This is a genomic window from Streptomyces sp. NBC_01520 (genome assembly GCF_045040375.1).
Classification (GTDB): domain Bacteria; phylum Actinomycetota; class Actinomycetes; order Streptomycetales; family Streptomycetaceae; genus Streptomyces.
Genome location: NZ_CP109404.1, coordinates 6,842,429 through 6,865,220 on the forward strand (window position 1 = coordinate 6,842,429; position 22,792 = coordinate 6,865,220).

At 71.8% G+C, this 22,792-nt stretch carries 19 protein-coding genes and 1 pseudogene; 15 read left to right on the plus strand and 5 right to left on the minus strand.

Annotated features, from left to right (window positions below; genetic code table 11):
- The first annotated feature begins 172 nt into the window (after positions 1 to 172).
- The 9 genes from OG524_RS30815 (at position 173) to OG524_RS30855 (ending at position 9,428) form a co-directional block, all read left to right on the plus strand.
- A complete protein-coding gene (locus OG524_RS30815) occupies positions 173 to 355 on the plus strand; it encodes a hypothetical protein (protein WP_405387430.1) in 183 nt (60 codons plus the stop codon).
- Positions 352 to 1,080 (plus strand): hypothetical protein, encoded by a 729-nt coding sequence (locus OG524_RS30820; RefSeq protein WP_405387429.1) that lies wholly within the window; start codon positions 352 to 354, stop codon positions 1,078 to 1,080. Before OG524_RS30815 ends, OG524_RS30820 begins: the two co-directional genes overlap by 4 nt.
- On the plus strand, positions 1,077 to 1,997 hold the full coding sequence (locus tag OG524_RS30825) for a DUF6895 family protein (RefSeq protein ID WP_405812069.1): 921 nt from the start codon (positions 1,077 to 1,079) through the stop codon (positions 1,995 to 1,997). Before OG524_RS30820 ends, OG524_RS30825 begins: the two co-directional genes overlap by 4 nt.
- Positions 1,994 to 3,031: a serine hydrolase domain-containing protein gene (locus OG524_RS30830; protein WP_405387427.1), complete on the plus strand. Its 1,038-nt coding sequence runs from the start codon at positions 1,994 to 1,996 to the stop codon at positions 3,029 to 3,031. The genes OG524_RS30825 and OG524_RS30830 overlap by 4 nt, the downstream gene beginning before the upstream one ends.
- Positions 3,032 to 3,163: 132 nt before the next feature.
- Positions 3,164 to 4,006 carry a nitrilase-related carbon-nitrogen hydrolase gene (locus OG524_RS30835; RefSeq protein WP_405387425.1) on the plus strand — a complete coding sequence of 281 codons (843 nt, stop codon included), beginning with the start codon at positions 3,164 to 3,166 and terminating at the stop codon, positions 4,004 to 4,006.
- Positions 4,003 to 5,286: an aspartate aminotransferase family protein gene (locus tag OG524_RS30840; RefSeq protein WP_405387424.1), complete on the plus strand. Its 1,284-nt coding sequence runs from the start codon at positions 4,003 to 4,005 to the stop codon at positions 5,284 to 5,286. Before OG524_RS30835 ends, OG524_RS30840 begins: the two co-directional genes overlap by 4 nt.
- A 94-nt stretch (positions 5,287 to 5,380) precedes the next feature.
- Positions 5,381 to 6,781, plus strand: a complete 1,401-nt coding sequence (gene hydA / locus OG524_RS30845; protein WP_405387423.1) for a dihydropyrimidinase — start codon at positions 5,381 to 5,383, stop codon at positions 6,779 to 6,781.
- Between the two features lie 11 nt (positions 6,782 to 6,792).
- Positions 6,793 to 7,794, plus strand: coding sequence for a TIGR03842 family LLM class F420-dependent oxidoreductase (locus OG524_RS30850; protein ID WP_405387422.1), 1,002 nt, complete (start codon positions 6,793 to 6,795; stop codon positions 7,792 to 7,794).
- Between the two features lie 83 nt (positions 7,795 to 7,877).
- Complete coding sequence (locus OG524_RS30855) at positions 7,878 to 9,428, plus strand: NCS1 family nucleobase:cation symporter-1 (protein ID WP_405812070.1); 1,551 nt, start codon at positions 7,878 to 7,880, stop codon at positions 9,426 to 9,428.
- A 104-nt stretch (positions 9,429 to 9,532) separates the two neighbouring features.
- Here OG524_RS30855 and OG524_RS30860 read toward each other — a convergent pair whose 3' ends face one another.
- Positions 9,533 to 10,306: a hypothetical protein gene (locus OG524_RS30860; protein WP_405812071.1), complete on the minus strand. Its 774-nt coding sequence runs from the start codon at positions 10,304 to 10,306 to the stop codon at positions 9,533 to 9,535.
- Between the two features lie 179 nt (positions 10,307 to 10,485).
- Here OG524_RS30860 and OG524_RS30865 point away from each other — a divergent pair, with 179 nt between their 5' ends.
- From OG524_RS30865 to OG524_RS30875, 3 genes are all read left to right on the plus strand, one after another.
- Positions 10,486 to 10,842 carry a hypothetical protein gene (locus tag OG524_RS30865; RefSeq protein WP_405812072.1) on the plus strand — a complete coding sequence of 119 codons (357 nt, stop codon included), beginning with the start codon at positions 10,486 to 10,488 and terminating at the stop codon, positions 10,840 to 10,842.
- Positions 10,843 to 11,019: 177 nt separating this feature from the next.
- Entirely contained in the window at positions 11,020 to 12,486 is a 1,467-nt protein-coding gene (locus tag OG524_RS30870) for an amidase (protein WP_405387418.1), read from the plus strand.
- 232 nt (positions 12,487 to 12,718) lie between these two features.
- Entirely contained in the window at positions 12,719 to 14,938 is a 2,220-nt protein-coding gene (locus OG524_RS30875) for an NADP-dependent isocitrate dehydrogenase (RefSeq protein WP_405812073.1), read from the plus strand.
- A 112-nt stretch (positions 14,939 to 15,050) separates the two neighbouring features.
- On the opposite strand, the gene OG524_RS30880 is transcribed toward OG524_RS30875, so the two are convergent.
- Complete coding sequence (locus tag OG524_RS30880; protein WP_405812520.1) at positions 15,051 to 16,106, minus strand: biotin/lipoate A/B protein ligase family protein; 1,056 nt, start codon at positions 16,104 to 16,106, stop codon at positions 15,051 to 15,053.
- A 224-nt stretch (positions 16,107 to 16,330) separates the two neighbouring features.
- Here OG524_RS30880 and OG524_RS30885 point away from each other — a divergent pair, with 224 nt between their 5' ends.
- Positions 16,331 to 16,927 (plus strand): hypothetical protein, encoded by a 597-nt coding sequence (locus OG524_RS30885; RefSeq protein ID WP_405387416.1) that lies wholly within the window; start codon positions 16,331 to 16,333, stop codon positions 16,925 to 16,927.
- 94 nt (positions 16,928 to 17,021) lie between these two features.
- On the opposite strand, the gene OG524_RS30890 is transcribed toward OG524_RS30885, so the two are convergent.
- Positions 17,022 to 17,567 carry a tellurite resistance TerB family protein gene (locus tag OG524_RS30890; protein WP_405387414.1) on the minus strand — a complete coding sequence of 182 codons (546 nt, stop codon included), beginning with the start codon at positions 17,565 to 17,567 and terminating at the stop codon, positions 17,022 to 17,024.
- Positions 17,568 to 17,790: 223 nt separating this feature from the next.
- Between OG524_RS30890 and OG524_RS30895 the strand changes: the two are divergent.
- Positions 17,791 to 18,795 (plus strand): annotated as a pseudogene (locus OG524_RS30895) (LysR family transcriptional regulator).
- Here the strand turns inward: OG524_RS30895 and OG524_RS30900 are convergent.
- Together OG524_RS30900 and OG524_RS30905 are read right to left on the minus strand one after the other, a co-directional pair.
- Positions 18,786 to 19,091, minus strand: a complete 306-nt coding sequence (locus OG524_RS30900; RefSeq protein ID WP_405812074.1) for a hypothetical protein — start codon at positions 19,089 to 19,091, stop codon at positions 18,786 to 18,788. The pseudogene OG524_RS30895 and the gene OG524_RS30900 sit on opposite strands and share 10 nt — an antisense overlap.
- 47 nt (positions 19,092 to 19,138) lie before the next feature.
- Positions 19,139 to 20,062 carry an NAD-dependent protein deacetylase gene (locus OG524_RS30905; RefSeq protein ID WP_405387410.1) on the minus strand — a complete coding sequence of 308 codons (924 nt, stop codon included), beginning with the start codon at positions 20,060 to 20,062 and terminating at the stop codon, positions 19,139 to 19,141.
- Between the two features lie 889 nt (positions 20,063 to 20,951).
- On the opposite strand from OG524_RS30905, the gene OG524_RS30910 reads away from it, so the two are divergent.
- Positions 20,952 to 22,751: a gamma-glutamyltransferase family protein gene (locus OG524_RS30910; protein WP_405387408.1), complete on the plus strand. Its 1,800-nt coding sequence runs from the start codon at positions 20,952 to 20,954 to the stop codon at positions 22,749 to 22,751.
- Positions 22,752 to 22,792 lie beyond the last annotated feature (41 nt).

Genomic DNA, 22,792 nt, shown 5'->3' on the forward strand with positions numbered 1-22,792 from the left:
CAGGGGACGCCCCTTCGGTCGGATTGTCCCGGAGGCTACGAGCCGGAGGGCGCTCCGGTGCGAGAGCCCGGCGAATTCAGCTTTGCGGAGATAAATCTCATTCCACCCTTTAGGCTCGGTCGAGGTATATCCATGCAAGTGGGTCATGTCACCCCAGTGATGAGGAGGCACCATGCTTGCCCAGGAAATCACTCTCACCGCCACGCCGACCGAGACCACCGCGCTGGGCGCGCTGATGGCCGAGCCCGAGGCCGCCGTCAGCGCCGCCCCGCTGTACACCCCGGAAGCGGCGGGCTTCCTGCTCGCGCTCCTGCTCCTGTCTCCCAAGGAGCCGAAGGAGCCGCGGGGCAAGTGAGCTCCCAGTCCGAATTCGCCGCGGCGGCCGATGCCCTGGCAAGCAGCGTCCTCGGTGCCCTCGACGGCACCGGGGACGCTGTACAGCTGGCCCGGTACGTCGACGACGCCTCCGACACCCTGGCGGCCCTCGCGGCTGTCCGGGTGCTCGGGGCCGACGCCCTCAGCTCCCACCTCCTGGCGGGCGACCCGTTCGAGCCACAGGATGCGGCCGTCGTGACCAAGGCCTTCGAGGCCTTCCCGGCCTCCGGCGTACTCGAAGAGCGAACGGTCGCCCGGCGCGACTGGGCCACCGCGCGGCTCCTGGCCCGGCTCACCGGGGACGACACCCTCCGGGCGCTCGCCGCCCCGCCGGCGGACGAGGCCGAACTCGCCGGCACCGCGCACTGGCAGACATGGTCCGTCCGCATGGCCCAACTCGCCCCGCTCGCCACCCTCGGCCTCGACGGGCCGGTGCACGACGCGGCCCGTGGCGGCGCCCTGCCGCTGAGCCGGGGCGTCAGCCGGTCGATCCTGCGCCGCGACTTCCCCACGGCCGTACGGCTCATCCGCTGGCTGGCCTGGCTGCACCACGACGGCACGGAACTGCCGCTGGACCCGGCCCTCGCGGCGGAACACGTATGGCTGGTCGGCGGAGCCGGCCCCCGTGCGGCCCTGGACCTGGCGATCGCCGGCCACCTCCTCCGACGGCGGCCCGGCACGGGCACGAAGGCGGCACGCACATGACGACGATTCCCGAGCCCGTGACCCGGGCGGCCCGCGTCATGGCGGACCGGGCCCTCTCGTGGCTGCACGCCAACCGTGCGCTCGGCGGCCTGCCGCCCGACACCACCGAGACGATGGCCGACCCGGACAGTGTCTACAAGCCGCTCGGTGAGACCACCCTCGCCGCGTCGCTCATCCTGCGCGACGGTGTCGCAGGCCCCGGCCGCCTCGCAGCCGCCCAGAGCCTGATGGACTTCACCTGGGAGCAGTTCCGGCAGGGCGACATGATCTACGAACGCCAGCTCCGCCACACCCTGATGACGGACCCGCTGGAGATGTACGCCCCCTTCTTCCGCTGCGGCTACCGGCACGAAGGGCTGGACCGGCTGCTGGCCCACCGGTCCCGCATGCGGTCGGCCGACAGCGTCGAGATGCTGCCCAACCGCCGGCTCGCCGTCGCCAACGCAGCCCGCGTCGTGGGCCTGCGGCAGGCCGAGGACATGACGGCGCTGGCCGGCGCCACCTGGCTCGGCGCGACACCGGAGCCCTGGGCCGTCAACTGGATCACCGCCTACGCGATGACCCACACGGTCTTCCACCTCACCGACTGGGGCGCCGACCCGGACGGACTGCCGCCCGAACTCGCCACGTACGTACGCACCTGGCTCCCCGTGTGGATCGACGTCTGGCACGAGGCCGGGCAGTGGGACCTCGTCGCGGAGCTGCTCATCGTCGGCGCCTCGCTCCCGGACCCGTACTGCGCGGAGGAGGACTGGGAGGCCGTCGCCGCACTTCAGCACGAGGACGGACTCGTGCCCCGGGACTCCGACCCGGTGGACGACGACCCGCGGCAGAGGTTCACGGACCATCAGCACACCGTCGTCGTCACCGCCGTCGCCGGATCCGTCGTGCTCGCCCGGGCGGCGGGCCGACGGTGACCGGAGCGCCGCTGGCCGTCCGCCTCCGCCCCCTCCTGGCCGCGGCCAAGGGGCCGGGAACGGCGGTCGCGGCCGTTCGCGGGGACGAGCACCTTGTGCTCTGCCGCGGTCCGGTGGGGGAGCGCACCCGCTTCGAGACGGGCTCGCTCACCAAGACCTTCACCGCGCTGCTGCTCGCCGAACTGGCCGCCCGCGGCGAGGTCCGCTACGGCGACCGCGTCGACCGCTACCTCCCGGTCCGGCTTCCCGGACCGCTCACCCTGCTCCACCTGGCCACCCACACCTCGGGCCTGCCCCGGCTGCCCCCCGGCCTGCTCGCCCGCGCGGTACGCAGCGGATGGCTCAGCAACCCGTACGCCGGTTTCTCCGAGGCCGACCTGCTGGCCGCCCTGCCCCGCACCCGGCTGCGCCACCGCCCCGGCACCCGCGTCCTGTACTCCAACTTCGGCGGCGCCCTGCTCGGCCACGTACTCGCCCGAGCGGCCGGCGGCACCGGGGACGACTACGCGGCCCTGCTGGCCGAACGCGTCACCGGCCCGCTCCGCCTCACCGACACGGACTGCGACCCCGACCGGCCCCAGGCGACCGGGCATTGGCACGGCAGACCGCGCCCGGCCCTGCTGATGCCCGGCCTGCCCGCAGCCGGTGCGGTGCGCTCCAGCCCCAGGGACCTGCTCCGTGTCCTCACCGCGCTGCTCGACCCGGACACCGCCGCCGGCGAGTCCGCCGTCCTGCGCACCGCGCTCACCGAGGTGCAGCGCCCCCGGCTGAGCGTGCCCAGGACCGGCTCCCGGCTCTGCCTCGTCTGGAACCTCCGCCCGCGCCCCGACGGAGCGCTGCTCCACCACTCCGGAGGCACCCGCGGCTTCACCGCCTTCGCGGGCTTCCTGCCCGGCTCGCGCACCGGACTCGTGGCCCTCACGAACACGGCTCCCACCCCGCTCGCACCGTTCGTCCAGGCCGCGTACGGGACGCTGCGCACGCTGGGTGAGCCGCCGTCCGGACCCTGTGGACCGCTCGGGTGCGAAACATGATCGACTCCGCCGGTTCACGGCGATGGTCTTGCCCCGCCGTGTGACGGGGCTTACGTTCTCCTCCTATACACCGTGTCTACGGGCGTAGAAAACGCGTAGAGGCTCTCTGACGCCGCGTCGAAGGAGCAGCTCATGTCCCAAGTCGTACGCGCCGCACTTGTCCAGGCGACCTGGACCGGCGACACCGAATCCATGATCGCCAAGCACGAGGAACACGCTCGCGAGGCAGCCCGGCAGGGCGCGCAGGTCATCGGCTTCCAGGAGGTGTTCAACGCCCCCTACTTCTGCCAGGTGCAGGAGCCCGAGCACTACCGCTGGGCCGAGGCCGTCCCGGACGGTCCGACCGTCCGGCGGATGCAGGACCTGGCCCGCGAGACCGGCATGGTGATCGTCGTGCCGGTCTTCGAGCTGGAACAGTCCGGCTTCTACTACAACACCGCCGCGGTGATCGACGCCGACGGCTCGTACCTCGGCAAGTACCGCAAGCACCACATCCCGCAGGTCAAGGGTTTCTGGGAGAAGTACTACTTCAAGCCCGGGAACGCCGGCTGGCCGGTCTTCGACACCGCGGTCGGCAAGGTCGGTGTCTACATCTGCTACGACCGGCACTTCCCCGAAGGCTGGCGCCAACTCGGACTCAACGGAGCCCAGTTGGTCTACAACCCGTCGGCCACCTCGCGCGGCCTCTCCAGCTACCTGTGGCAGCTGGAGCAGCCCGCCTCCGCCGTCGCCAACGAGTACTTCATCGCCGCGATCAACCGCGTCGGCCAGGAGGAGTACGGCGACAACGACTTCTACGGCACGAGCTACTTCGTCGACCCCCGCGGCCAGTTCGTCGGCGAGGTCGCCAGCGACAAGGCGGAGGAACTCCTCGTCCGCGACCTCGACTTCGGCCTGATCGAGGAGGTCCGGCAGCAGTGGGCGTTCTACCGGGACCGCCGGCCTGACGCGTACGACGGGCTGGTGGAGCCGTGACCGGGCTGCACGAACGGCATCTGGCGGTCAGCCCCGACTGGCTGGCCCTCTACTACCGGCAGCCCCTGGAACTCACCCACGGCGAGGGGCGCCACGTCTGGGACGCGGACGGGAACCGCTACCTCGACTTCTTCGGCGGCATCCTCACCACCATGACCGCGCACGCCCTGCCCGAGGTGACCAAGGCCGTCACCGAACAGGCCGGCCGGATCATCCACTCCTCGACGCTCTACCTCAACCGGCCGATGGTCGAGCTGGCCGAGCGTGTCGCCACGCTCTCCGGCATCCCCGACGCCCGGGTCTTCTTCACGACCTCGGGCACCGAGGCCAACGACACCGCCCTGCTGCTCGCCACCGCCTACCGCCGGTCGAACCAGATCCTGGCGATGCGCAACAGCTACCACGGCAGATCGTTCTCGGCGGTGTCCGTCACCGGCAACCAGGCCTGGTCTCCCACGAGTCTGTCGCCCCTCCAGACGCTGTACGTCCACGGCGGGGTCCGCACCCGCGGACCGTATGCGGAGCTGAGCGACGCGCAGTTCATCAAGGCGTGCGTGGCCGATCTGGAGGACCTGCTCGGCCACACCCGGGAGGCTGCGGCCCTGATCGCCGAGCCCGTCCAGGGCGTCGGCGGCTTCACCGCACCGCCCGACGGGCTGTACGCGGCCTTCCGCGAGGTCCTCGACCGGCACGGCATCCTGTGGATCTCCGACGAGGTGCAGACCGGCTGGGGCCGGACCGGCGAGCACTTCTGGGGCTGGCAGGCACACGCGGAAAACGGTCCGCCGGACATCCTCACCTTCGCCAAGGGAATCGGCAACGGCATGTCCATCGGCGGAGTCGTCGCCCGGGCCGACGTCATGAACTGCCTGGACGCCAACTCCATCTCCACGTTCGGCGGTTCCCCGGTCACCATGGCCGCCGGGCTCGCCAACCTCTCGTACCTCCTGGAACACGACCTCCAGGGGAACGCGCGGCGGGTCGGCGGACTGCTCATCGAGCGGATCCGCGCGGTCGCCGCGGGCTCCGCGGCCGTACGGGAGGTGCGCGGCCGGGGCCTCATGATCGGCATCGAGCTGGTGAGACCCGGCACCGACGAGGCCAACCCGGAGGGCGCGGCGGCCGTGCTCGAAGCGGCCCGCGCGGGTGGACTCCTCATCGGGAAGGGCGGCGGGCACAGCACCAGCGTCCTGCGGATCGCACCGCCGCTGTCGCTGACCGTCGCCGAGGCCGAGGAGGGCGCGGAGATCCTGGCCGAGGCGCTGAGGGCGGCCGGCTGACCCGTCACATCGGGCCGACGGGGTGCGCCGCACCCGGGACGCACCGCACCGGAGACAGAAACGTCCGCCACCGCACCGCGAGGAGGAAAGGTATATGAGCCGCACCGTCATTCACGGCGGCCTCGTCATCACCGCGTCCGACGAGATCCACGCCGACGTACTCATCGAGGGGGGCCGTATCGCCGCCCTCGCCGCCCACGGCACCGACGCGGCCGCGAGCTGGACCGCCGACCGGCGGATCGACGCCACCGGGAAGTACGTCATCCCGGGAGGTGTCGACGCGCACACGCACATGGAGATGCCGTTCGGCGGGACCTTCGCGGCCGACACCTTCGAGACCGGCACCCGGGCAGCCGCCTGGGGCGGCACCACCACGATCGTCGACTTCGCCGTCCAGAGCATGGGCGGATCCCTGCGCGAGGGGCTCGACGCCTGGTACGCGAAGGCCGACGGCAACTGCGCCGTCGACTACGCGTTCCACATGATCATGTCCGATGTGAACGAGTCCTCACTCAAGGAGATGGACCTCCTGGTGGCGGAGGGCGTCACCTCGTTCAAACTGTTCATGGCCTACCCCGGCGTCTTCTACAGCGACGACGGCCAGATCCTGCGCGCCATGCAGCGGGCCTCCGGCAACGGCGGTCTGATCATGATGCACGCGGAGAACGGCATCGCCATCGACGTCCTCGTCGAACAGGCCCTCGCCGAGGGCCGCACCGACCCGCGCTACCACGGCGACGTACGCAAGGTGGCGCTGGAGGCCGAGGCCACCCACCGCGCCATCCAGCTCGCCAGGGTCGCCGGTTCGCCCCTCTACGTCGTCCACGTCTCCGCCGACGAGGCCGTAGCCGAGCTCGCCGCCGCCCGCCACAAGGGACTGCCGGTTTTCGGCGAGACCTGTCCGCAGTACCTCTTCCTCTCCACGGACAATCTCGCCGAGCCCGACTTCGAGGGCGCGAAGTACGTCTGTTCCACCCCGCTGCGCCCCAAGGAGCACCAGGAGGCGCTCTGGCGCGGGCTGCGGAACAACGAACTCCAGGTCGTCTCCACCGACCACTGCCCGTTCTGCTTCTCGGGGCAGAAGGAGATGGGCCGCGGTGACTTCTCGAAGATCCCCAACGGCATGCCCGGTGTGGAGAACCGGATGGACCTCCTCCACCAGGCCGTCGTCGACGGCCACATCTCCCGCCGCCGCTGGATCGAGATCGCCTGTGCCTCCCCGGCCCGGATGTTCGGGCTCTACCCGAAGAAGGGCACCATCGCGCCGGGAGCCGACGCCGATGTCGTCATCTACGACCCGCACGCCGAGCAGACCATCTCGGCCGAGACCCACCACATGAACGTCGACTACTCGGCGTACGAGGGCAAGCAGCTCACCGGCCGGGTGGAGACGGTCCTCTCACGCGGGGACGTGGTCATCGACGAACGGAAGTTCACCGGCCGGGCCGGTCACGGCATGTACACCCCGCGCGCCACCTGTCAGTACCTCGACTAGGAGCACCTGCCATGGACTTCGGACTCGTCCTCCAGACCGATCCGCCGGCCTCGGCCGTCGTCGGACTCATGCGCCGCGCCGAGCGGAACGGCTTCCGCTACGGCTGGACCTTCGACTCGACGGTGCTCTGGCAGGAGCCCTTCGTCATCTACAGCCGCATCCTGGAACACACCGAGCGGCTGATCGTCGGCCCGATGGTCACCAACCCCGGCACCCGCACCTGGGAGGTCACCGCCTCCACCTTCGCCACCCTCAACGAGATGTACGGCAACCGCACCGTCTGTGGGATCGGGCGCGGCGACTCGGCGATGCGGGTGGCCGGCCGCAAGCCCAACACCCTGGCCAGGCTGGGCGAGGCCATCGACGTGATCCGCGACCTCGCCGAGGGGCGCGAGGCCACCGTCGACGGGCAGCAGGTCCAGATCCCGTGGGTGAAGGACGGCCGGCTCCCGGTCTGGATGGGCGCCTACGGACCCAAGGCCCTGGCCCTGGCCGGGCAGAAGGCGGACGGATTCATCCTGCAGCTCGCCGATCCCTACCTCACCGAATGGATGGTCAAGGCGGTGCGCGACGCGGCGTCCGACGCCGGCCGCGACCCGGACTCCGTCACCATCTGCGTCGCCGCGCCCGCCTACGTCGGAGACGACCTGGACCACGCCCGCGAGCAGTGCCGCTGGTTCGGCGGCATGGTCGGCAACCACGTCGCCGACCTCGTCTCCCGGTACGGGGAACACTCGGGCCTCGTGCCCGAAGCCCTCACCGCCTACATCGCCGGCCGGTCCGGATACGACTACAGCCACCACGGCCGAACCGGGAACCCGGACACGGCCTTCGTCCCCGACGAGATCGTCGACCGGTTCTGCCTGCTGGGACCGGCCGAGGCCCACATCGAGAAGCTGCAGACCCTGCGCGACCTGGGCGTCGACCAGTTCGCCGTCTACAACATGCACGACGCGCGGGAGGCGACCATCGACGCCTACGGCTCGACGATCATCCCCGCGCTCTCCGCCTGACCCGCGAGCCCGCCACCGACAGGCCGCACCGCAACCGCCCGCGCCCCGCACGGCACCGTTCCCGAGCGAAGGGTCCCGCAGCCATGACCGCCACCGTCCCACCTGTCCCACCTGTCCCACCCGGCCCTCCGTCCGGACCCGGGGAGCGGATACCCGACCCCTCCGGCCGGATCGAACTCGCCCCGGGCACCGTCCCCGACGACCCCCGCTTCGTCAACGACGACCTGCTGCCGGTCCCGCTGGAGCGGCGCCGCTGGACGACGTACAACTTCGCCGCCCTGTGGATCGGGATGGCGCACAACATCCCGTCCTGGCTGCTGGCCTCCGGGCTCGTCGCGCTCGGCATGGACTGGAAGCAGGCCGTCCTCACGATCGCGCTGGCCAACCTGATCGTGCTCGCACCGATGCTGCTCACCGGGCACGCCGGACCCAAGTACGGAATCCCCTTCCCGGTCCTGGCCCGCGCATCCTTCGGGCTGCGCGGCGCCAATCTGCCCGCGATGATCCGGGCGGCGGTCGCCTGCGCCTGGTTCGGGATCCAGACCTGGATCGGCGGCGTCGGCATCTTCACGCTGCTCGGCAAGATCTTCGGCGGCTGGGCACAGGCCGACGAGATCGGCGGACAGCCCTGGACGCTCTGGCTCTGCTTCGTCCTCTTCTGGGTGCTCGAACTCGCCATCATCTACCGGGGCATGGACACCCTGCGGCGCTTCGAGAACTGGGCGGCGCCCTTCGTCATCGTCGGCGCGGTGGTCCTCCTGGTGTGGATCGCGGTCAAGGCGGGCGGCCTCGGCCCGCTCCTGGACCAGCCGTCCGCGCTCGGCTGGGGGGCAGACTTCTGGCCGGTCTTCTTCCCGTCCCTGATGGGCATGATCGCCTTCTGGTCCACACTGTCGCTGAACATCCCCGACTTCACCCGTTTCGGCGCCGGTCAACGCGCCCAGATCTGGGGCCAGTCGCTCGGGCTGCCGACCACCATGACGTTCTTCGCGCTGCTCTCCGTGTTCGTCACCTCCGGCTCGCAGGCGGTGTACGGCGAGGCCATCTGGGACCCGGTGCAGCTCGTCGCCAAGACCGACAACGTCTTCGGGCTCCTCTTCGGGCTGATCACCGTGCTCATCGCGACGATCTCCGTCAACATCGCGGCGAACGTCGTGTCCCCGGCGTACGACCTGGCGAACCTGGCGCCCAAGATCATCAACTTCCGTACGGGGGCGCTGATCACGGGTGTCGTCGGCGTCCTGATCATGCCGTGGAAGCTCACCGAGACCCCCGAGCTGTACATCTTCACGTGGCTCGGCCTGGTGGGCGGGCTGCTCGGTACGGTCGCGGGCATCCTGATCGCCGACTACTGGATCATCCGCCGCACCGTGCTCGACCTGGCCGACCTCTACCGGCCCGGCGGCCGCTACTGGTACACCAACGGCTGGAACTGGCGGGCCGTGGCGGCCTTCGCGGCCGGTGGCGTCCTCGCGATCGGCGGCTCCCACTCGGCCCCCGGCAAGGGGCCCTTCCCGGCGGACGGGCTCATCCCCTTCCTGAAGCCGCTCGCCGACTACGGCTGGGCGGTGGGCCTGGCCACGTCGCTGTTGCTGTACACGCTGCTCAGCCGGGGCTCCCGGACCCGCGTCTGACTCAGGACCACGGTCCGCGGCGGCCACCTTCCCGGGCCGCCGCGGATCGCCGTACGTCTCCCGCCGCACGCCTCTCCGGGGCGCGGTGGCCGTACCCGGCACGCTCAGGCGGGTGCCGGCGTACGCCCGAGCAGGGCGTTGACGTCCACCGTGTCCTGCGGCGACGGGGTGGCCGTGGGCACCGGCGTGTCGAAGCGGGAGAGGGCCACGGCCGCGTCCGACGTCTCGCTCCTCACCGTGATCCGCACCGGGTAGTGCTTGCCCTCGGTGGCCACGTACACCGTCAGCCGGTCGTCCTTCCTGTCGCCTTCCCCGCTCCTGGTGACGGGGATCGTGCGGGTACCGCCCACCGTGGAAGGCGTTCCCCTGGTGAGCGTTCCGCCGGTGGTGCCGGCGTTGTCGGTGACCAGTTCCCGGAACGTGTCGAGATCACAGGCCTTCACCACCGGCCGCAGCCTGGAGTCCGAGGCCTCGCCCTTCATGTAGCGCCCGGCCAGGATCGCCTCGAACGTGGTGCCGCCCACCGGGACCTGGTTCTCCCAGAAGTCCGCGTCCGGCTTCACCCACACCTCGTCGCCCCGCTTCACGATCTCGACCCGGCCCTTGCCGTCGCCCAGGTCGATGCCGCCCACGCAGTTGCCGTTCCGGTCCAGGGTGAGGTCGATCGTCATCGGGGGCCGCCCCTCGCCCAGGTCGCCCTCCGCGCGGAGGTGCAGCGACTCGGCGTCGAGCAGCGCGTCACGGGAGCGTTCGGCGATCTGCTGAGCGGGGAGCGACTCGATGTCGTCGTCCGCACGGGCCACCGCGCCGCTCGTCACGGTGAGCACGACCACCGCGGCGCAGGCGGCGCCACGGGCGGCGATGCGCTGTACGGTCACGGCGCCTCCTCGGAAACAGCCTTTCCCGAGCCTTCTCGCGTGTCCCCCGATCGAGCGTACGCCCGCGGCCCTGCACACGCGCGGCGGACCATGTGTGCGGAGTGTGAGGCTCGGCGCTGTTTTCGGCTACGGAACGTGGGGGAGGGTCGCCGTGACGATCAAGGAATCGAAGGGGAGCCATGAAGAAGCTGTCCAAGGGGAACGCCGTCCGCACCCTCGTGCGCGGTGCCACCGTCATGGGGCTGACCCTCGCGTCGGCCGTGCCGGTGACCGCCGCGGTGGCCGTGGCGCCGGCCGCCGTACCGCCCGGCCTGTCCTGCGACACCGGGAAGCACGCGGTCGACGACCACACCGGATACGCGCTCTGCCGCAACGACGGCTCCGCACCCCGGACCTTCTGGGTCCACCTGGTCTGCGGCTGGTCCCCGGACGTGGACGGCGAGCACGTCACACTCGGTCCGGGGCAGTCCGGACAGTCGACCGCCCACTGCGCCGGCCTCGGCACGGGGATCGGCGAGATCCACGTCAGGCCGTAGGGCACCCCCCGACGCACCCGCACCGTCCGCGTCGTACGGCGACGGCGCGGACAGTCCACGCGGCGGCATGCTTGAGCGGACCACCCCGCTTCGTTACTCTCCAGTAGGCCCCGCTCGGGCGGCCCCGGGGCGGACCCGGGACACCGGTGCTCCGGCGGACGCGAGGAGGCTGCAGCGATGTCCTCAGCAGAACCGACGGAGCGACCGAGCAGGCCCGGCGAGGTGTCCGAGCAGCCCGGACTCGCGGGCAGCGCACGGCAGTTGGCCGACGGCCGGACGACCTCGCAGGCGCTCGTCGCCGCCGCGCTGGCCCGCATCGAGGCCAGTCGCGACACCCTCAACGCCTTCCGGCACCTGCGGGCCGAGGCCGCACTCGCCGAGGCCGCCGACGCCGACCGGCGGCTCGCCGCGGGGGAGCGGCTGCCGCTGCTCGGGGTGCCGGTCGCAGTCAAGGACGACACCGACGTCGCCGGCATGCCCACCTACTTCGGCTGCGACGGCGAACTGCCGCCCGCCACCGCCGACAGCGAGGCCGTCCGACGGCTGCGAGCCGCGGGAGCCGTCGTCGTCGGCAAGACCAACTCCTGCGAGCTGGGCCAGTGGGCGTTCACCGAGGGGCCCGCCTTCGGCGCCACCCGCAACCCGTGGAACACCGCCCACACGCCCGGCGGTTCGTCCGGGGGATCCGCCGCGGCCGTCGCCGCCGGCCTCGTACCGGCGGCGCTCGGTTCGGACGGCGCGGGATCCATCCGTATCCCCGCGGCCTGGACCCACCTCGTCGGCATCAAGCCGCAGCGCGGCCGGATCTCCGTCCACCCCAACAGCGACGCCTTCCAGGGCCTCACCGTGAACGGCCCCCTCGCCCGTACGGTCGCCGACGCGGCCCTGCTCCTGGACGCCGCCGCGGGACCGCACCCCGGCGACCCGCACCGGCCACCCGCCGTCGACGCGTCCGCCGCGGCCCGCCGCGACCCCGGCAGGCTGCGGATCGGCCTCGCCCTGGAGCCCCCGCTCACCCTCACCAGGAACACGCCGCACCCCGAGGTGGTGCGTGCCGTCACGGCACTCGCCGAAGCCCTCGCCCGCCTGGGCCACCACGTCGAGGAGGCCCGCCCCCGCTACGGACTGATCGGCCTCTCCTTCGTCCCCCGTGCCACCGCCGGGATCGCCGAACTCGCCGCGCTGCACCCCGATCCCGCGCTCCTGGACCCGCGCACCCGCAGCGCCCTGCGCACCGGAACCCGCCTCGGCGGCCGGGTGGTCCGCGCGGCCCGGGCCCGGGAGGTACGCCAGCACCGCAGGCTCGGCGCCTTCTTCGAGACGGCGCGGACCGGCAGCGGATACGACGTGCTCCTCACCCCGACCACCGCCGCCCCGCCGCCCCTGGTCGGCGCCTTCGACCGGCTGAGCGCCTGGCGCACCGACCTCGCGATGACTGCGGCCTGCCCGTACGCCTGGCCCTGGAACGTCCTCGGCTGGCCCGGCGTCAACGTCCCCGCGGGCTTCACCCACGACGGCCTGCCCCTCGGCGCCCAACTCCTCGGCCCCTCCCGCAGCGAGGAACGACTCATCTCCCTCGCCGCCCAGCTGGAATCCGACCGGCGCTGGTACGAGCACCGCCCGCCCGCCCCCGGGACGTCGTAGCGCTGATCCTCTTCCCCCCGCAGGCCGGCCGCGACCCGCTCCACGGCGCAGATCGCGCCGAAGGTCATCAGCTGGACCAGGCGGTGATCCGTGAACGGCGGCACCCCCCAGGCCACACCGTCCGCGTGTGACCGGATCCGGCCGAGAACGGGGGCGGGCCCCTGTGGAGAGGGGGGCGACCACGAGATATCTTGATGTCAAGCAATGTTGCAGACGTGGAGCGGAGCACCCGGTGACTGACTCGACCATCATCTATACGCACACCGACGAGGCCCCTGCCCTGGCGACGTACTCGTTCCTGCCCGTCGTCGAGGCCTACGCCTCGACCGCAGGGGTCACGGTGGAGAGCCGCGACATCTCCCTGGCCGGCCGGATCATCGCCGCCTTCCCGGAGCGCCTCGAGGCCGGCCAGCGTATCGATGACGCACTCGCCGAGCTCGGCGAGCTGGCCAAGGCTCCCGGCGCCAACATCATCAAGCTGCCGAACGTCTCGGCGTCGATCCCGCAGCTCAAGGCCGCGGTCGCCGAGCTGCAGGCGCAGGGTTACGCACTGCCGGACTACCCGGACGACCCCAAGAGCGACGAGGACAAGGACGTCCGCGCCCGCTACGACAAGATCAAGGGCAGCGCGGTCAACCCGGTCCTGCGCGAGGGCAACTCCGACCGCCGCGCCCCCGCCTCGGTCAAGAACTACGCCAAGACGCACCCGCACCGTATGGGCGCCTGGTCGGCCGATTCCAGGACGAACGTCGCCACCATGGGCGTCGACGACTTCCGGTCCACCGAGAAGTCCGCCGTCATCGCCGAGCCCGGCACCCTGCGCATCGAGCTCGTCGGCGACGACGGCACCACCACCGTGCTGCGCGAGTCCGTACCCGTCCTGGCGGGCGAGGTCGTCGACGCCGCCGTGATGCGGGTGGCCGCGCTCCGCGAGTTCTTCACCGCGCAGATCGCCCGTGCCAAGGACGAGGGCGTGCTGTTCTCCGTGCACCTCAAGGCCACCATGATGAAGGTCTCCGACCCGATCATCTTCGGCCACGTGGTCCGCGCGTTCTTCCCGAAGACCTTCGCCGAGTACGGCGAGACGCTCGCCGCGGCCGGCCTCACCCCGAACGACGGGCTCGGCGGCATCCTCAAGGGACTCGAGGCGCTGCCCGAGGGTGCGAAGATCAAGGCGTCCTTCGAGGCCGAGATCGCCGAGGGTCCCGAGCTCGCGATGGTCGACTCCGACAAGGGCATCACCAACCTGCACGTCCCCAGCGATGTCATCGTCGACGCGTCCATGCCGGCCATGATCCGCACCTCCGGCCACATGTGGGGTCCGGACGGCCAGGAGGCCGACACCATCGCCGTCCTGCCGGACAGCAGCTACGCGGGTGTCTACCAGGTCGTCATCGACGACTGCCGTGCGAACGGCGCCTTCGACCCGTCCACGATGGGCTCGGTGTCCAACGTCGGTCTCATGGCGCAGAAGGCCGAGGAGTACGGCAGCCACGACAAGACCTTCGAGATCCCCACCACGGGCACCGTGCGGGTCGTCGACGCCGCCGGTGACGCGGTGCTGGAGCAGGCCGTGGGCGCCGGTGACATCTTCCGGATGTGCCAGGCCAAGGACCTGCCGATCCAGGACTGGGTCAAGCTCGCCGTCACCCGCGCCCGCGCGACCGGCGACCCGGCCGTCTTCTGGCTCGACGAAAACCGCGCACACGACGCGAAGCTCATCGAGAAGGTCCGCACCTACCTCGCGGACCACGACACCGACGGTCTGCAGATCGAGATCAAGACGCCCGAGGAGGCCACCGCCTTCTCCCTGGAGCGCATCCGTCGCGGCGAGGACACCATCTCCGTCACCGGTAACGTGCTGCGTGACTACCTGACGGACCTCTTCCCCATCCTCGAGCTCGGCACCAGCGCGAAGATGCTCTCCGTCGTCCCGCTGATGAACGGCGGCGGCCTGTTCGAGACGGGCGCCGGCGGTTCCGCGCCGAAGCACGTCCAGCAGCTCGTCAAGGAGAACTACCTGCGCTGGGACAGCCTGGGTGAGTTCCTTGCCCTGGCGGTCAGCTTCGAGCACCTCGCGCAGACCACGTCCAACGCCCGTGCCCAGGTCCTCGCGGACACGCTGGACCGTGCCACCGCCACGTTCCTCAACGAGGACAAGTCGCCCAGCCGCAAGCTCGGCGGCATCGACAACCGCGGCAGCCACTTCTACCTGGCGCTCTACTGGGCCCAGGAGCTGGCGGGGCAGACCGAGGACGCCAAGCTCGCCGAGGCGTTCGCGCCGCTCGCCAAGACCCTGGCCGAGCAGGAGGAGACCATCGTCGGTGAGCTGATCGCCGTCCAGGGCAAGCCCGTCGACATCGGTGGCTACTACCAGCCCGACCCGGCGAAGGCCGCCGCTGTCATGCGCCCGTCGGCGGCCTTCAACAAGGCCATCGCGACGCTGGGCTGACCCCCCGGCGCCGGGCCGGATCCCGGTGCGCCGCCCCGCGGCGCAGCACCCGCACCACCGGCCGCCCCGGCAGGCACCCGCCTGCCGGGGCGGCTCGCGTGCGCCCCCGCCCCTACGGCACGCGGGCCGTCCACTGCACGGTGCCGAACTTGGTCCGTACGAGCTCCTCCGCCCGCGCCAGCTCCTCGGGCGTCACGGCGCCCTGCGTCAGGCCGTGCCGGTTGCGGAACGAGTCGATCATGTTGGCGATGACGATCTCCCGGGGCAGCCCGGTCTGCCGGCGCAGCGGATCGACGCGCTTCTTCGCCGACTTGGTGCCCTTGTCCGACAGCTTCTCCTTGCCGATCCGGAGCACCTCCAGCATCTTGTCGGCGTCGATGTCGTACGACATGGTCACGTGGTGCAGCACGGCGCCCTGCCCGCCCGCCACCCGCTTCTGCGCGGCCCCCGCGATCTTGCCCGCGTCCGTGGCGATGTCGTTCAGCGGCTGGTACCAGGCCTTGATGCCCATGTCGGCCAGGGCCCCGAGCACCCAGTCGTCGAGATAGGCGTAACTGTCGGCGAAGGAGAGCCCCGAGACGAGTGAGTCCGGCACCGAGAGCGAGTACGTGATGGTGTTCCCCGGCTCCACGAACATGGCGCCGCCGCCCGAGACGCGCCGGACCACCTCGACGCCGAGGCGCTCGGCGGCCGGACCGTCGACCTCGTTGCGCAGCGACTGGAAGCTCCCGATGATCACGGCCGGGGAGGCCCACTCCCAGACCCGCAGCGTGGGCGGCCTGCGTCCGGCGGCGACCTCGGCGGTGACGACCTCGTCCAGCGCCATGTGCAGGGCGGGGGACTGCGGCGCGTCGTGGATCAGCTGCCAGTCGTAGTCGCTCCACTCGGTGGCCTGCGCCAAGGCCCGCCGTACGGCGACGGCGACGCCCTCCGAGGTCAGCCCCAGCATCACGGTCGACTCCGGCAGAGCCGCGTCGATCCGGGCGGCGAGGCCCGCCGTGTCGGTGTGGGCGGGGGCGCCCTCCAGTGCGGCGTCGATGGCGAGGATGGCCTCGTCGGGCTCCAGGAAGAAGTCCCCGGCCACCCGTACGCCGCGCAGGGCCCCGCCCTCCACGTCCAGGTCGACCACCACGAGCTTGCCGCCGGGGACCTTGTACTCTCCGTGCACCGCCATGCCTCCGCATCCGCCGACCCATCTTCGCGAATCGGCTCCGATCAGGCACAACCCTGCCGTATGGCGGTTTAATCCGCGCCGGTGTCCAGATCGCCCCGAGGGCCGCGGCGGAGGTGCGCGGCGTGCGCTGTGCGGCGGGAGCGGCCGGGGACGAGAGGCCGTCGGAGATGAGTACCCGCACTCACGCCCGTACCCGGCACGGGTGGCAGACTCCGCGCATGCCCAAGCCATTCGGACGATCCGTCGCGGCAGCCGCCCTCCTGCTGATCGGCGTCACCGCCTGCGGGACCGAGCGGAGCGGCGACGCGCGGTCGGCGCCGCTGCCCTCCGTCACCCCGCAGACCTCCTTCGCTCCCCGGCCGACCTGCGCGCAGCCTCCCGAGGGGGCGCCCGCGGAGCCGCCGGCCTCCCCGGCTCCGGGTGCCGTTCCTGACGCCGACGGCACCCGGCAGGGCGAGGTCGGCGACGGCGCACCCCATGACGAGGAGAACCACGCCTACCGCATGCAGGCCCCGCCGGCCGAGGAGAAGCGCGTGCGGGGCGAGGCCTCGGCCCGGCTCATCCGCAAGGAACTGGAGAAGGTCCGGGAGGAGGGGGACTTCAGCGATGCCCGGATCGCGGCGGCACTGGAGAGCCTGGGGTGCGGCAAGGAGCACGGCGTCTACATCTGGTCCGGGTTCTACAGCGTCCACACGGGAGTCACCTGTGTGTCCGGGCATGTGACCGAGGACGAGCTGACCGGCGAGGTGCACGGCGCCTACGCCGAGCCGCAGCCCGGCACGGGCCCCTGCGTCGAGAACAGGGGAGGCCACTGAGCCACCGGACCGTTCCGGGCCGGCGGACCCGTCGCGTCGGACCACATCCGACGACGGGCGCCGCCGCCCCGGGAACCTGAGTGCGGGGGAGGGGTCAGAGCTGGAACTCGGCGGGGGACAGCCCCAGCGCCGCGCACACCTCCCGCAGCACCATGTGTTCGGCGTGGGAGAAGTCACCGTCGGCACCGGCGACGACGATGCCGGTCTGGACCACGGCCCGTGCCTCGGTCGGCTTCTTGGCCGTCTTGACGATCTCCTGCAGCGCGTCCGCCTTGCCCTGCTGGAAGTTGAGGGCCAGCTGGTCCACGTGCTTGTTGAAACGCGTGCGCAACTGCTCCGGCGGGAAGTTCTGCAGGACGTCGTTGCCCAGGATCATCGACTCCACGTGCTGCCGCTCGGCCGGGTCCACATGGCCGTCCGCGGCGGCGACCAGCGCGCACACCGCCATGCTCGCGTCCCGGTACGCTCCGCTCTTCAGCTCGGTCTTGAGAGAGGTCAGCTGTGATTTCAGCGTGCTGACCAGCTGGGCGCGTGAACCACCGCCGGACCGCGTCCCGCCGCTCCGTCCGCCGGACGGGCGCCCTCCCTGGGACTGCTGCAGATTCTTGGCCTGGTCCTTGAGCCGGTCCCACACTGCCATTGACGTCACCTCGGTCTGATTCTGACTTGTCGGTCGCGAGCCGTGTGCTCACTCGGCCAACGGCCGGTCCCGGGTAAAGGTTCCGCAAAATGAGCCGTTCGATTCGCCCTGCTGCCAGGGCCGCCGCCTCACAGCGGGGACCACCGGCCCTCCGGGGAAGGCGCCGAACCCTCCGGGGAGCGCCGGCCCTGCGGGGCACCGCACGACCCGAAGGAAGGCGCCCGTGAACCTGGCCAGTCTGGACCTCAACCTCGTCGTCGCACTCCGCGCCCTGCTGGAGGAGCGCAACGTCACCCGGGCGGGGCAGCGGCTCGGCCTCAGCCAGCCCGCGATGAGTGCCTCGCTCGCCCGGCTCCGCCCCACTTCGACGACGATCTGCTCGCCCGCGTCGGTGGCCACTACGAGCTCACCGCCCTCGGGCAGGTTCTGCTCGACCGCACCTCCACCGCCTGCGACCTGCTGGAACGGCTCTTCAGCAGCCAGGCCGACTTCGACCCCGCCACCGAAAGCCGCGAATTCCGGCTCCTCGCCTCCGACTACGCGGTCGCCGTCTTCGGCGCCGCGTTCGCCCGTGTCGTGCACGAGGAGGCGCCCGGCATCCGCCTCCGCTTCAGCCACACCCCGGACACCGTCGTCGAGGACACCGCGTCCCTGCTCAGCGCCACCGACGGCCTCCTGATGCCGCACGGCATCATCAACGACATGCCGGCCACCGACCTCTACCAGGACGCCTGGGTCTTCCTGGTGGCCGAGGACAATCCCGAGGTCGGTGACCGCCCTCACCCGGCAGGACCTCGCCGGGCTGCCGTGGGTGACCTACCAGCGCACCTACGACGCCCCCGCCGTACGGCAGTTGGGCATGCTGGGCATCGAACCGCGCGTCGAGGTCTCCGTCGACAGCTTCCAACTGCTGCCCCACATGGTCGCCGGAACCCGACGGATCGCCCTGGTGCAGCAGCGCCTGGCGGACATGCTGTCCGGGGTGCTGCCCGTCCGGGTCATGAGCCCGCCCTACGAGGCGGTCCCGCTGCGCCAGGCCCTGTGGTGGCACGCCGTCCACACCTACGACGCGTCACACATCTGGCTCCGGGAGACCCGGCCCGCATCGGCGCGAGCCTCACCCGTGACGACGCCGGCTGAACGGTCCGGCGGCCACCGCGGCCGGCGGTCCGGCCCGACCCGGCACGACCGGTCGCGTCCCGGCCCGTCCGGCATACGTCAGTGGTAGGCCGACAGAAGCCAGGTCATCAGCACCGCCGTGAGACCGACCTGCGCAACGGCGGCGGCCCGGAACCGGCCCCATGCCAAACCCACCGCCACCGCCACGAGAACACTGCCGGACCCCGCGATCTCCCACACCGGGACGGTCGGTTCCTCGCCGTTCTTCGTGGCGGCCCAGCCACCGATGCCGACCGCCAGCAAGGCGTATCCGGCCGGAAGGACGTTGAACGGCAGCACGGCGAGGAAGACGCCGAGGTTGGCCAGGGCACTGCGTGGCTCACGGCCGGTGCGGTCCTCATGCATCCTCCGACCCTGCCCGTCACCCGGCCCGGTCGGATGAGTACGCGTACCTACGGCCCCTGAGCCCCTTCACCCGGTCCTGCCGCCTCGTCGTCGACGGGGACGCCCAGCCGGCCGGCCACCGCGGTGAGGGCCGCTCCCAGCGGGAGCGCGACGCGGGTGACGGCGTGCCGGTCGCCCCGGGTCGGGTCCAGGTTGACGATCAGCACCGGCTTTCCGTCCTGGGCCGCCTGACGGACGAACCGGAGCCCGGACATCACCGTCAGCGAGGAGCCCAGGACCAGCAGCGAAGCCGCCCCACGCACCAACTCGCGGCAGTGCTCGACCCGCTGAGGGGGCACGGACTCGCCGAAGAACACCACGTCCGGCTTGAGAATGCCGCCGCAGACCGCGCAGGGCATCACGCGGAAGTCCCCGACCTGCTCGTCGGTGAGATCGGCGTCGCCGTCCGGATTGACAGAGGCAGGCACCGGCGCGAAGCCCGCGTTGGCGTCCTCCAGCCGCCGGGCGAGTTCGCGACGCGGGCTGAAGGCGCCGCAGGAGAGGCAGACGACTCGGTCCAGGCTTCCGTGAAGCTCCACAACGCCCTGGCTGCCGGCGGCCTGGTGCAGACCGTCGACGTTCTGGGTGATCACCCCCGAGAGCAGACCGTGCCGCCCGAACGCGGCCACGGCCCGGTGCCCGGCGTTGGAGCGCGCCCGGCAGAAGGTGCGCCGGCCCAGGTGGCTGCGCGCCCAGTACCTGCGCCGCGCCTGCGCGCCGGCGGTGAAGTCCTGGTAGGTCATCGGGGTGTGCCGGCCCAGGCTCCCGTCCTCACCCCGGTAGTCGGGGATGCCCGACTCCGTGGAGAGGCCCGCCCCGCTGAGCACCAGCACACCGCCGGCCCCGAGCACGTCGGCGATCGGCCCCGGATCGGTGGTGCCCGGCGACAGGTCCTCGGAAGGGGTCCAGCTCAGGGTGGGGCGCATGCGCATGCCCCCAGGGTACGGAACCGGCCCGGGCCGGTTCCGTACCCCTCGGGCGGGTGCGGGGGATGTGCCGGAATCCGGTGCGGATCGCCGGGGGAGACGCACGGTCTGCCTGGCAGAGACTGTCCGCCGGACGCGGCGGGAAGGCGTACCGCTCCTGCGAGGAGGCGCCGCCACCGGACCCGGGCCCAGGTCAGCCGTTACCGTCGGCAAGCCGCATACCAGACATGATGATTCCTCGCTGCGAAGGTTTGCGCGTTCTCACCGAAGACCGAGATCAGGCCCGGCGGCGTCGGCAGTACGCATACGTCGGAATCATAAGCAGTGGCCCCCACGGGTTCATCAGCCCGCTCATCGCCATCACGAGGACATCCCAGCCCTCGTCGTACGGCCAGGCCGCCGTGCCGACGGTAGCGGCCTCGTGCAGCCAGTGGACGCCGAGCGCAGTGAAGAAGAGACCGCCCAGGGGCGCGGGGACGATCGCGGCGGCCGGCGGGATGCGTCGCCCTCCCCGCTTCGGCAGCCGGCGCGGAACGACCTCGCCCCATCGGCGGACCGGTCCGAGCCGAGCAGCGCGAGGATCTCGGTGAGGATCGTCAGGCCGATGACGTAAGGGGCGTTGTACCAGGCAGAGGGCACGGGCTCTCCTCGCATGCCGTACCCGAAGCCGATCGGTAATCGCCAGATGGCGACGGGCAGTACGACCAGCTCGATCGCGTGCGCCACGCGCTCTGCCCAGGTGGGAACCCCGTGGTGTGCAACGCGGGCGATCGATAGCCTGCTCGACGATCAGGTGAACGGTCTTGCAGGGCGAAACTCCCCAGATTCTCCCCGGGGCCGGTCGTGGGCGGTGTTCGGTCCGTTTCGACACGTACAACCAGCAAGGTGAGGCGCGATGTTCACGACCCGGCCGACCCTCCAGGGCACCTTCGGGATGGTGTCCTCCACCCACTGGCTCGCCTCGCAGTCCGCGATGGCCGTCCTGGAGGACGGCGGCAACGCCTTCGACGCGGCCGTCGCCGCCGGATTCGTGCTGCACGTCGTCGAACCCCACCTCAACGGCCCGGCCGGGGAGGTGCCCGTCATCCTGGCGCCGAAGGACGGCGACGTGCGGGTGCTGTGCGGCCAGGGACCCGCCCCCGCCGGGGCGACCGTCGCCCACTACCGGGGGCTCGGCCTCGACCTGGTGCCCGGTACCGGGCCGCTGGCCGCCGCCGTACCGGGCGCCTTCGACGCGTGGATGGTCCTCCTGCGCGACCACGGCACCAGGACCCTCCGCCAGGTGCTGCGGTATGCGATCGGGTACGCCGGGGACGGCCACCCGCCGGTCGAGCGGATCGGCGAGACCGTGGAGACGGTCCGCGAGCTGTTCGAGACCGCCTGGCCGTCGTCCGCCGAGGTGTACCTCCCCGGCGGGAAGGCCCCGCAGCCGGGGGAGCTGTTCCGCAACCCCGCACTCGCCGCGACCTGGCGGCGGCTGATCGCCGAGGCCGAGCGGACCGGCGGCGCCGACCGCGTCGCCCAGATCGAGGCCGCCCGTACCGTCTGGGGCGAGGGCTTCATCGCCGAGGCACTGGTCCGGCAGGCGGCCGTACCCACCCTGGACACCAGCGGCACCCGCCACACCGGCACGCTCACCGCCGCCGACCTGGCCGGCTGGTCCGCGGCCTACGAGGCCCCGGCCACGTACGACTGGAACGGCTGGACGCTGGCCAAGGCCGGCGGCTGGAGCCAGGGCCCCGCCTTCCTCCAGCAGCTCGCGCTCCTTCCCGGCGAGCTGCCGCCGTACGGCTCCGCCGACTACGTGCACCTGCTCGTCGAGGGCTGCAAGCTCGCCATGGCGGACCGCGAGGCCTGGTACGGCGACGCCGAAGACGTCCCCCTGGACACCCTGCTCTCCGAGCCGTACAACACCGCACGCCGTGCCCTCGTCACCGGCGAGGCGTCCCACGAGCTCCGCCCCGGCAGCCCCGGCGGGCGCACCCCCGTCCTCAGCGCCCACGCCCGCGCCGTCGCGTCCGGCCTCGGCACCACCGGCATACCGACGGCCGCCGGTGCGGGCGAGCCGACCGTCGCCGGGGACGGCGCGACCCGCGGCGACACCTGCCACCTCGACATCGTCGACCGCTGGGGCAACATGGTCTCCGCCACCCCCAGCGGCGGCTGGCTCCAGTCGAACCCCGTCGTCCCCGAGCTCGGCTTCCCGCTCGGCACCCGGCTGCAGATGGCCTGGCTCGACGAGGGACTGCCCAACACCCTCACCCCCGGCCGCCGCCCCCGCACGACCCTGACCCCGTCGCTCGCCCTGCGCGACGGTGTCCCGGTCATGGCGTTCGGTACCCCCGGCGGCGACCAGCAGGACCAGTGGCAGCTCCACTTCTTCCTGGCCGTCGCCCTGCGCCCCCGGATCCGCGGCGGGCTCGACCTGCAAGGCGCCATCGACGTTCCGAACTGGCACAACGACAGCTTCCCCGGCTCCTTCCACCCGCGCGACATGAGGCCCGGGAGCCTGACCGTCGAGGAGCGCATGGACCCCGAAACCGTCGCGGAGCTGCGCCGCCGCGGCCACGACGTCACCGTCGGCCCGCCCTGGTCCGAGGGGAGGCTGTGCGCCGTCGCCCGCGACCCGGAGACCGGAATTCTGTCCGCCGCGGCCAATCCACGCGGCATGCAGGGGTACGCGGTCGGCCGCTGACCGCCCACCTGCGGCATCCCACGCGGACCGTGCTTAGCTGG

Coding starts and splice junctions, on each gene's coding strand:
- OG524_RS30825 (WP_405812069.1), top strand. CDS start 1,077: ATGACGACGATTCCCGAGCCCGTGACCCGGGCGGCCCGCGTCATGGCG.
- OG524_RS30885 (WP_405387416.1), top strand. CDS start 16,331: ATGCCCAAGCCATTCGGACGATCCGTCGCGGCAGCCGCCCTCCTGCTG.
- OG524_RS30865 (WP_405812072.1), top strand. CDS start 10,486: ATGAAGAAGCTGTCCAAGGGGAACGCCGTCCGCACCCTCGTGCGCGGT.
- OG524_RS30850 (WP_405387422.1), top strand. CDS start 6,793: ATGGACTTCGGACTCGTCCTCCAGACCGATCCGCCGGCCTCGGCCGTC.
- OG524_RS30870 (WP_405387418.1), top strand. CDS start 11,020: ATGTCCTCAGCAGAACCGACGGAGCGACCGAGCAGGCCCGGCGAGGTG.
- hydA (WP_405387423.1), top strand. CDS start 5,381: ATGAGCCGCACCGTCATTCACGGCGGCCTCGTCATCACCGCGTCCGAC.
- OG524_RS30890 (WP_405387414.1), bottom strand. CDS start 17,567: ATGGCAGTGTGGGACCGGCTCAAGGACCAGGCCAAGAATCTGCAGCAG.
- OG524_RS30910 (WP_405387408.1), top strand. CDS start 20,952: ATGTTCACGACCCGGCCGACCCTCCAGGGCACCTTCGGGATGGTGTCC.
- OG524_RS30815 (WP_405387430.1), top strand. CDS start 173: ATGCTTGCCCAGGAAATCACTCTCACCGCCACGCCGACCGAGACCACC.
- OG524_RS30905 (WP_405387410.1), bottom strand. CDS start 20,062: ATGCGCATGCGCCCCACCCTGAGCTGGACCCCTTCCGAGGACCTGTCG.
- OG524_RS30835 (WP_405387425.1), top strand. CDS start 3,164: ATGTCCCAAGTCGTACGCGCCGCACTTGTCCAGGCGACCTGGACCGGC.
- OG524_RS30900 (WP_405812074.1), bottom strand. CDS start 19,091: ATGCATGAGGACCGCACCGGCCGTGAGCCACGCAGTGCCCTGGCCAAC.
- OG524_RS30855 (WP_405812070.1), top strand. CDS start 7,878: ATGACCGCCACCGTCCCACCTGTCCCACCTGTCCCACCCGGCCCTCCG.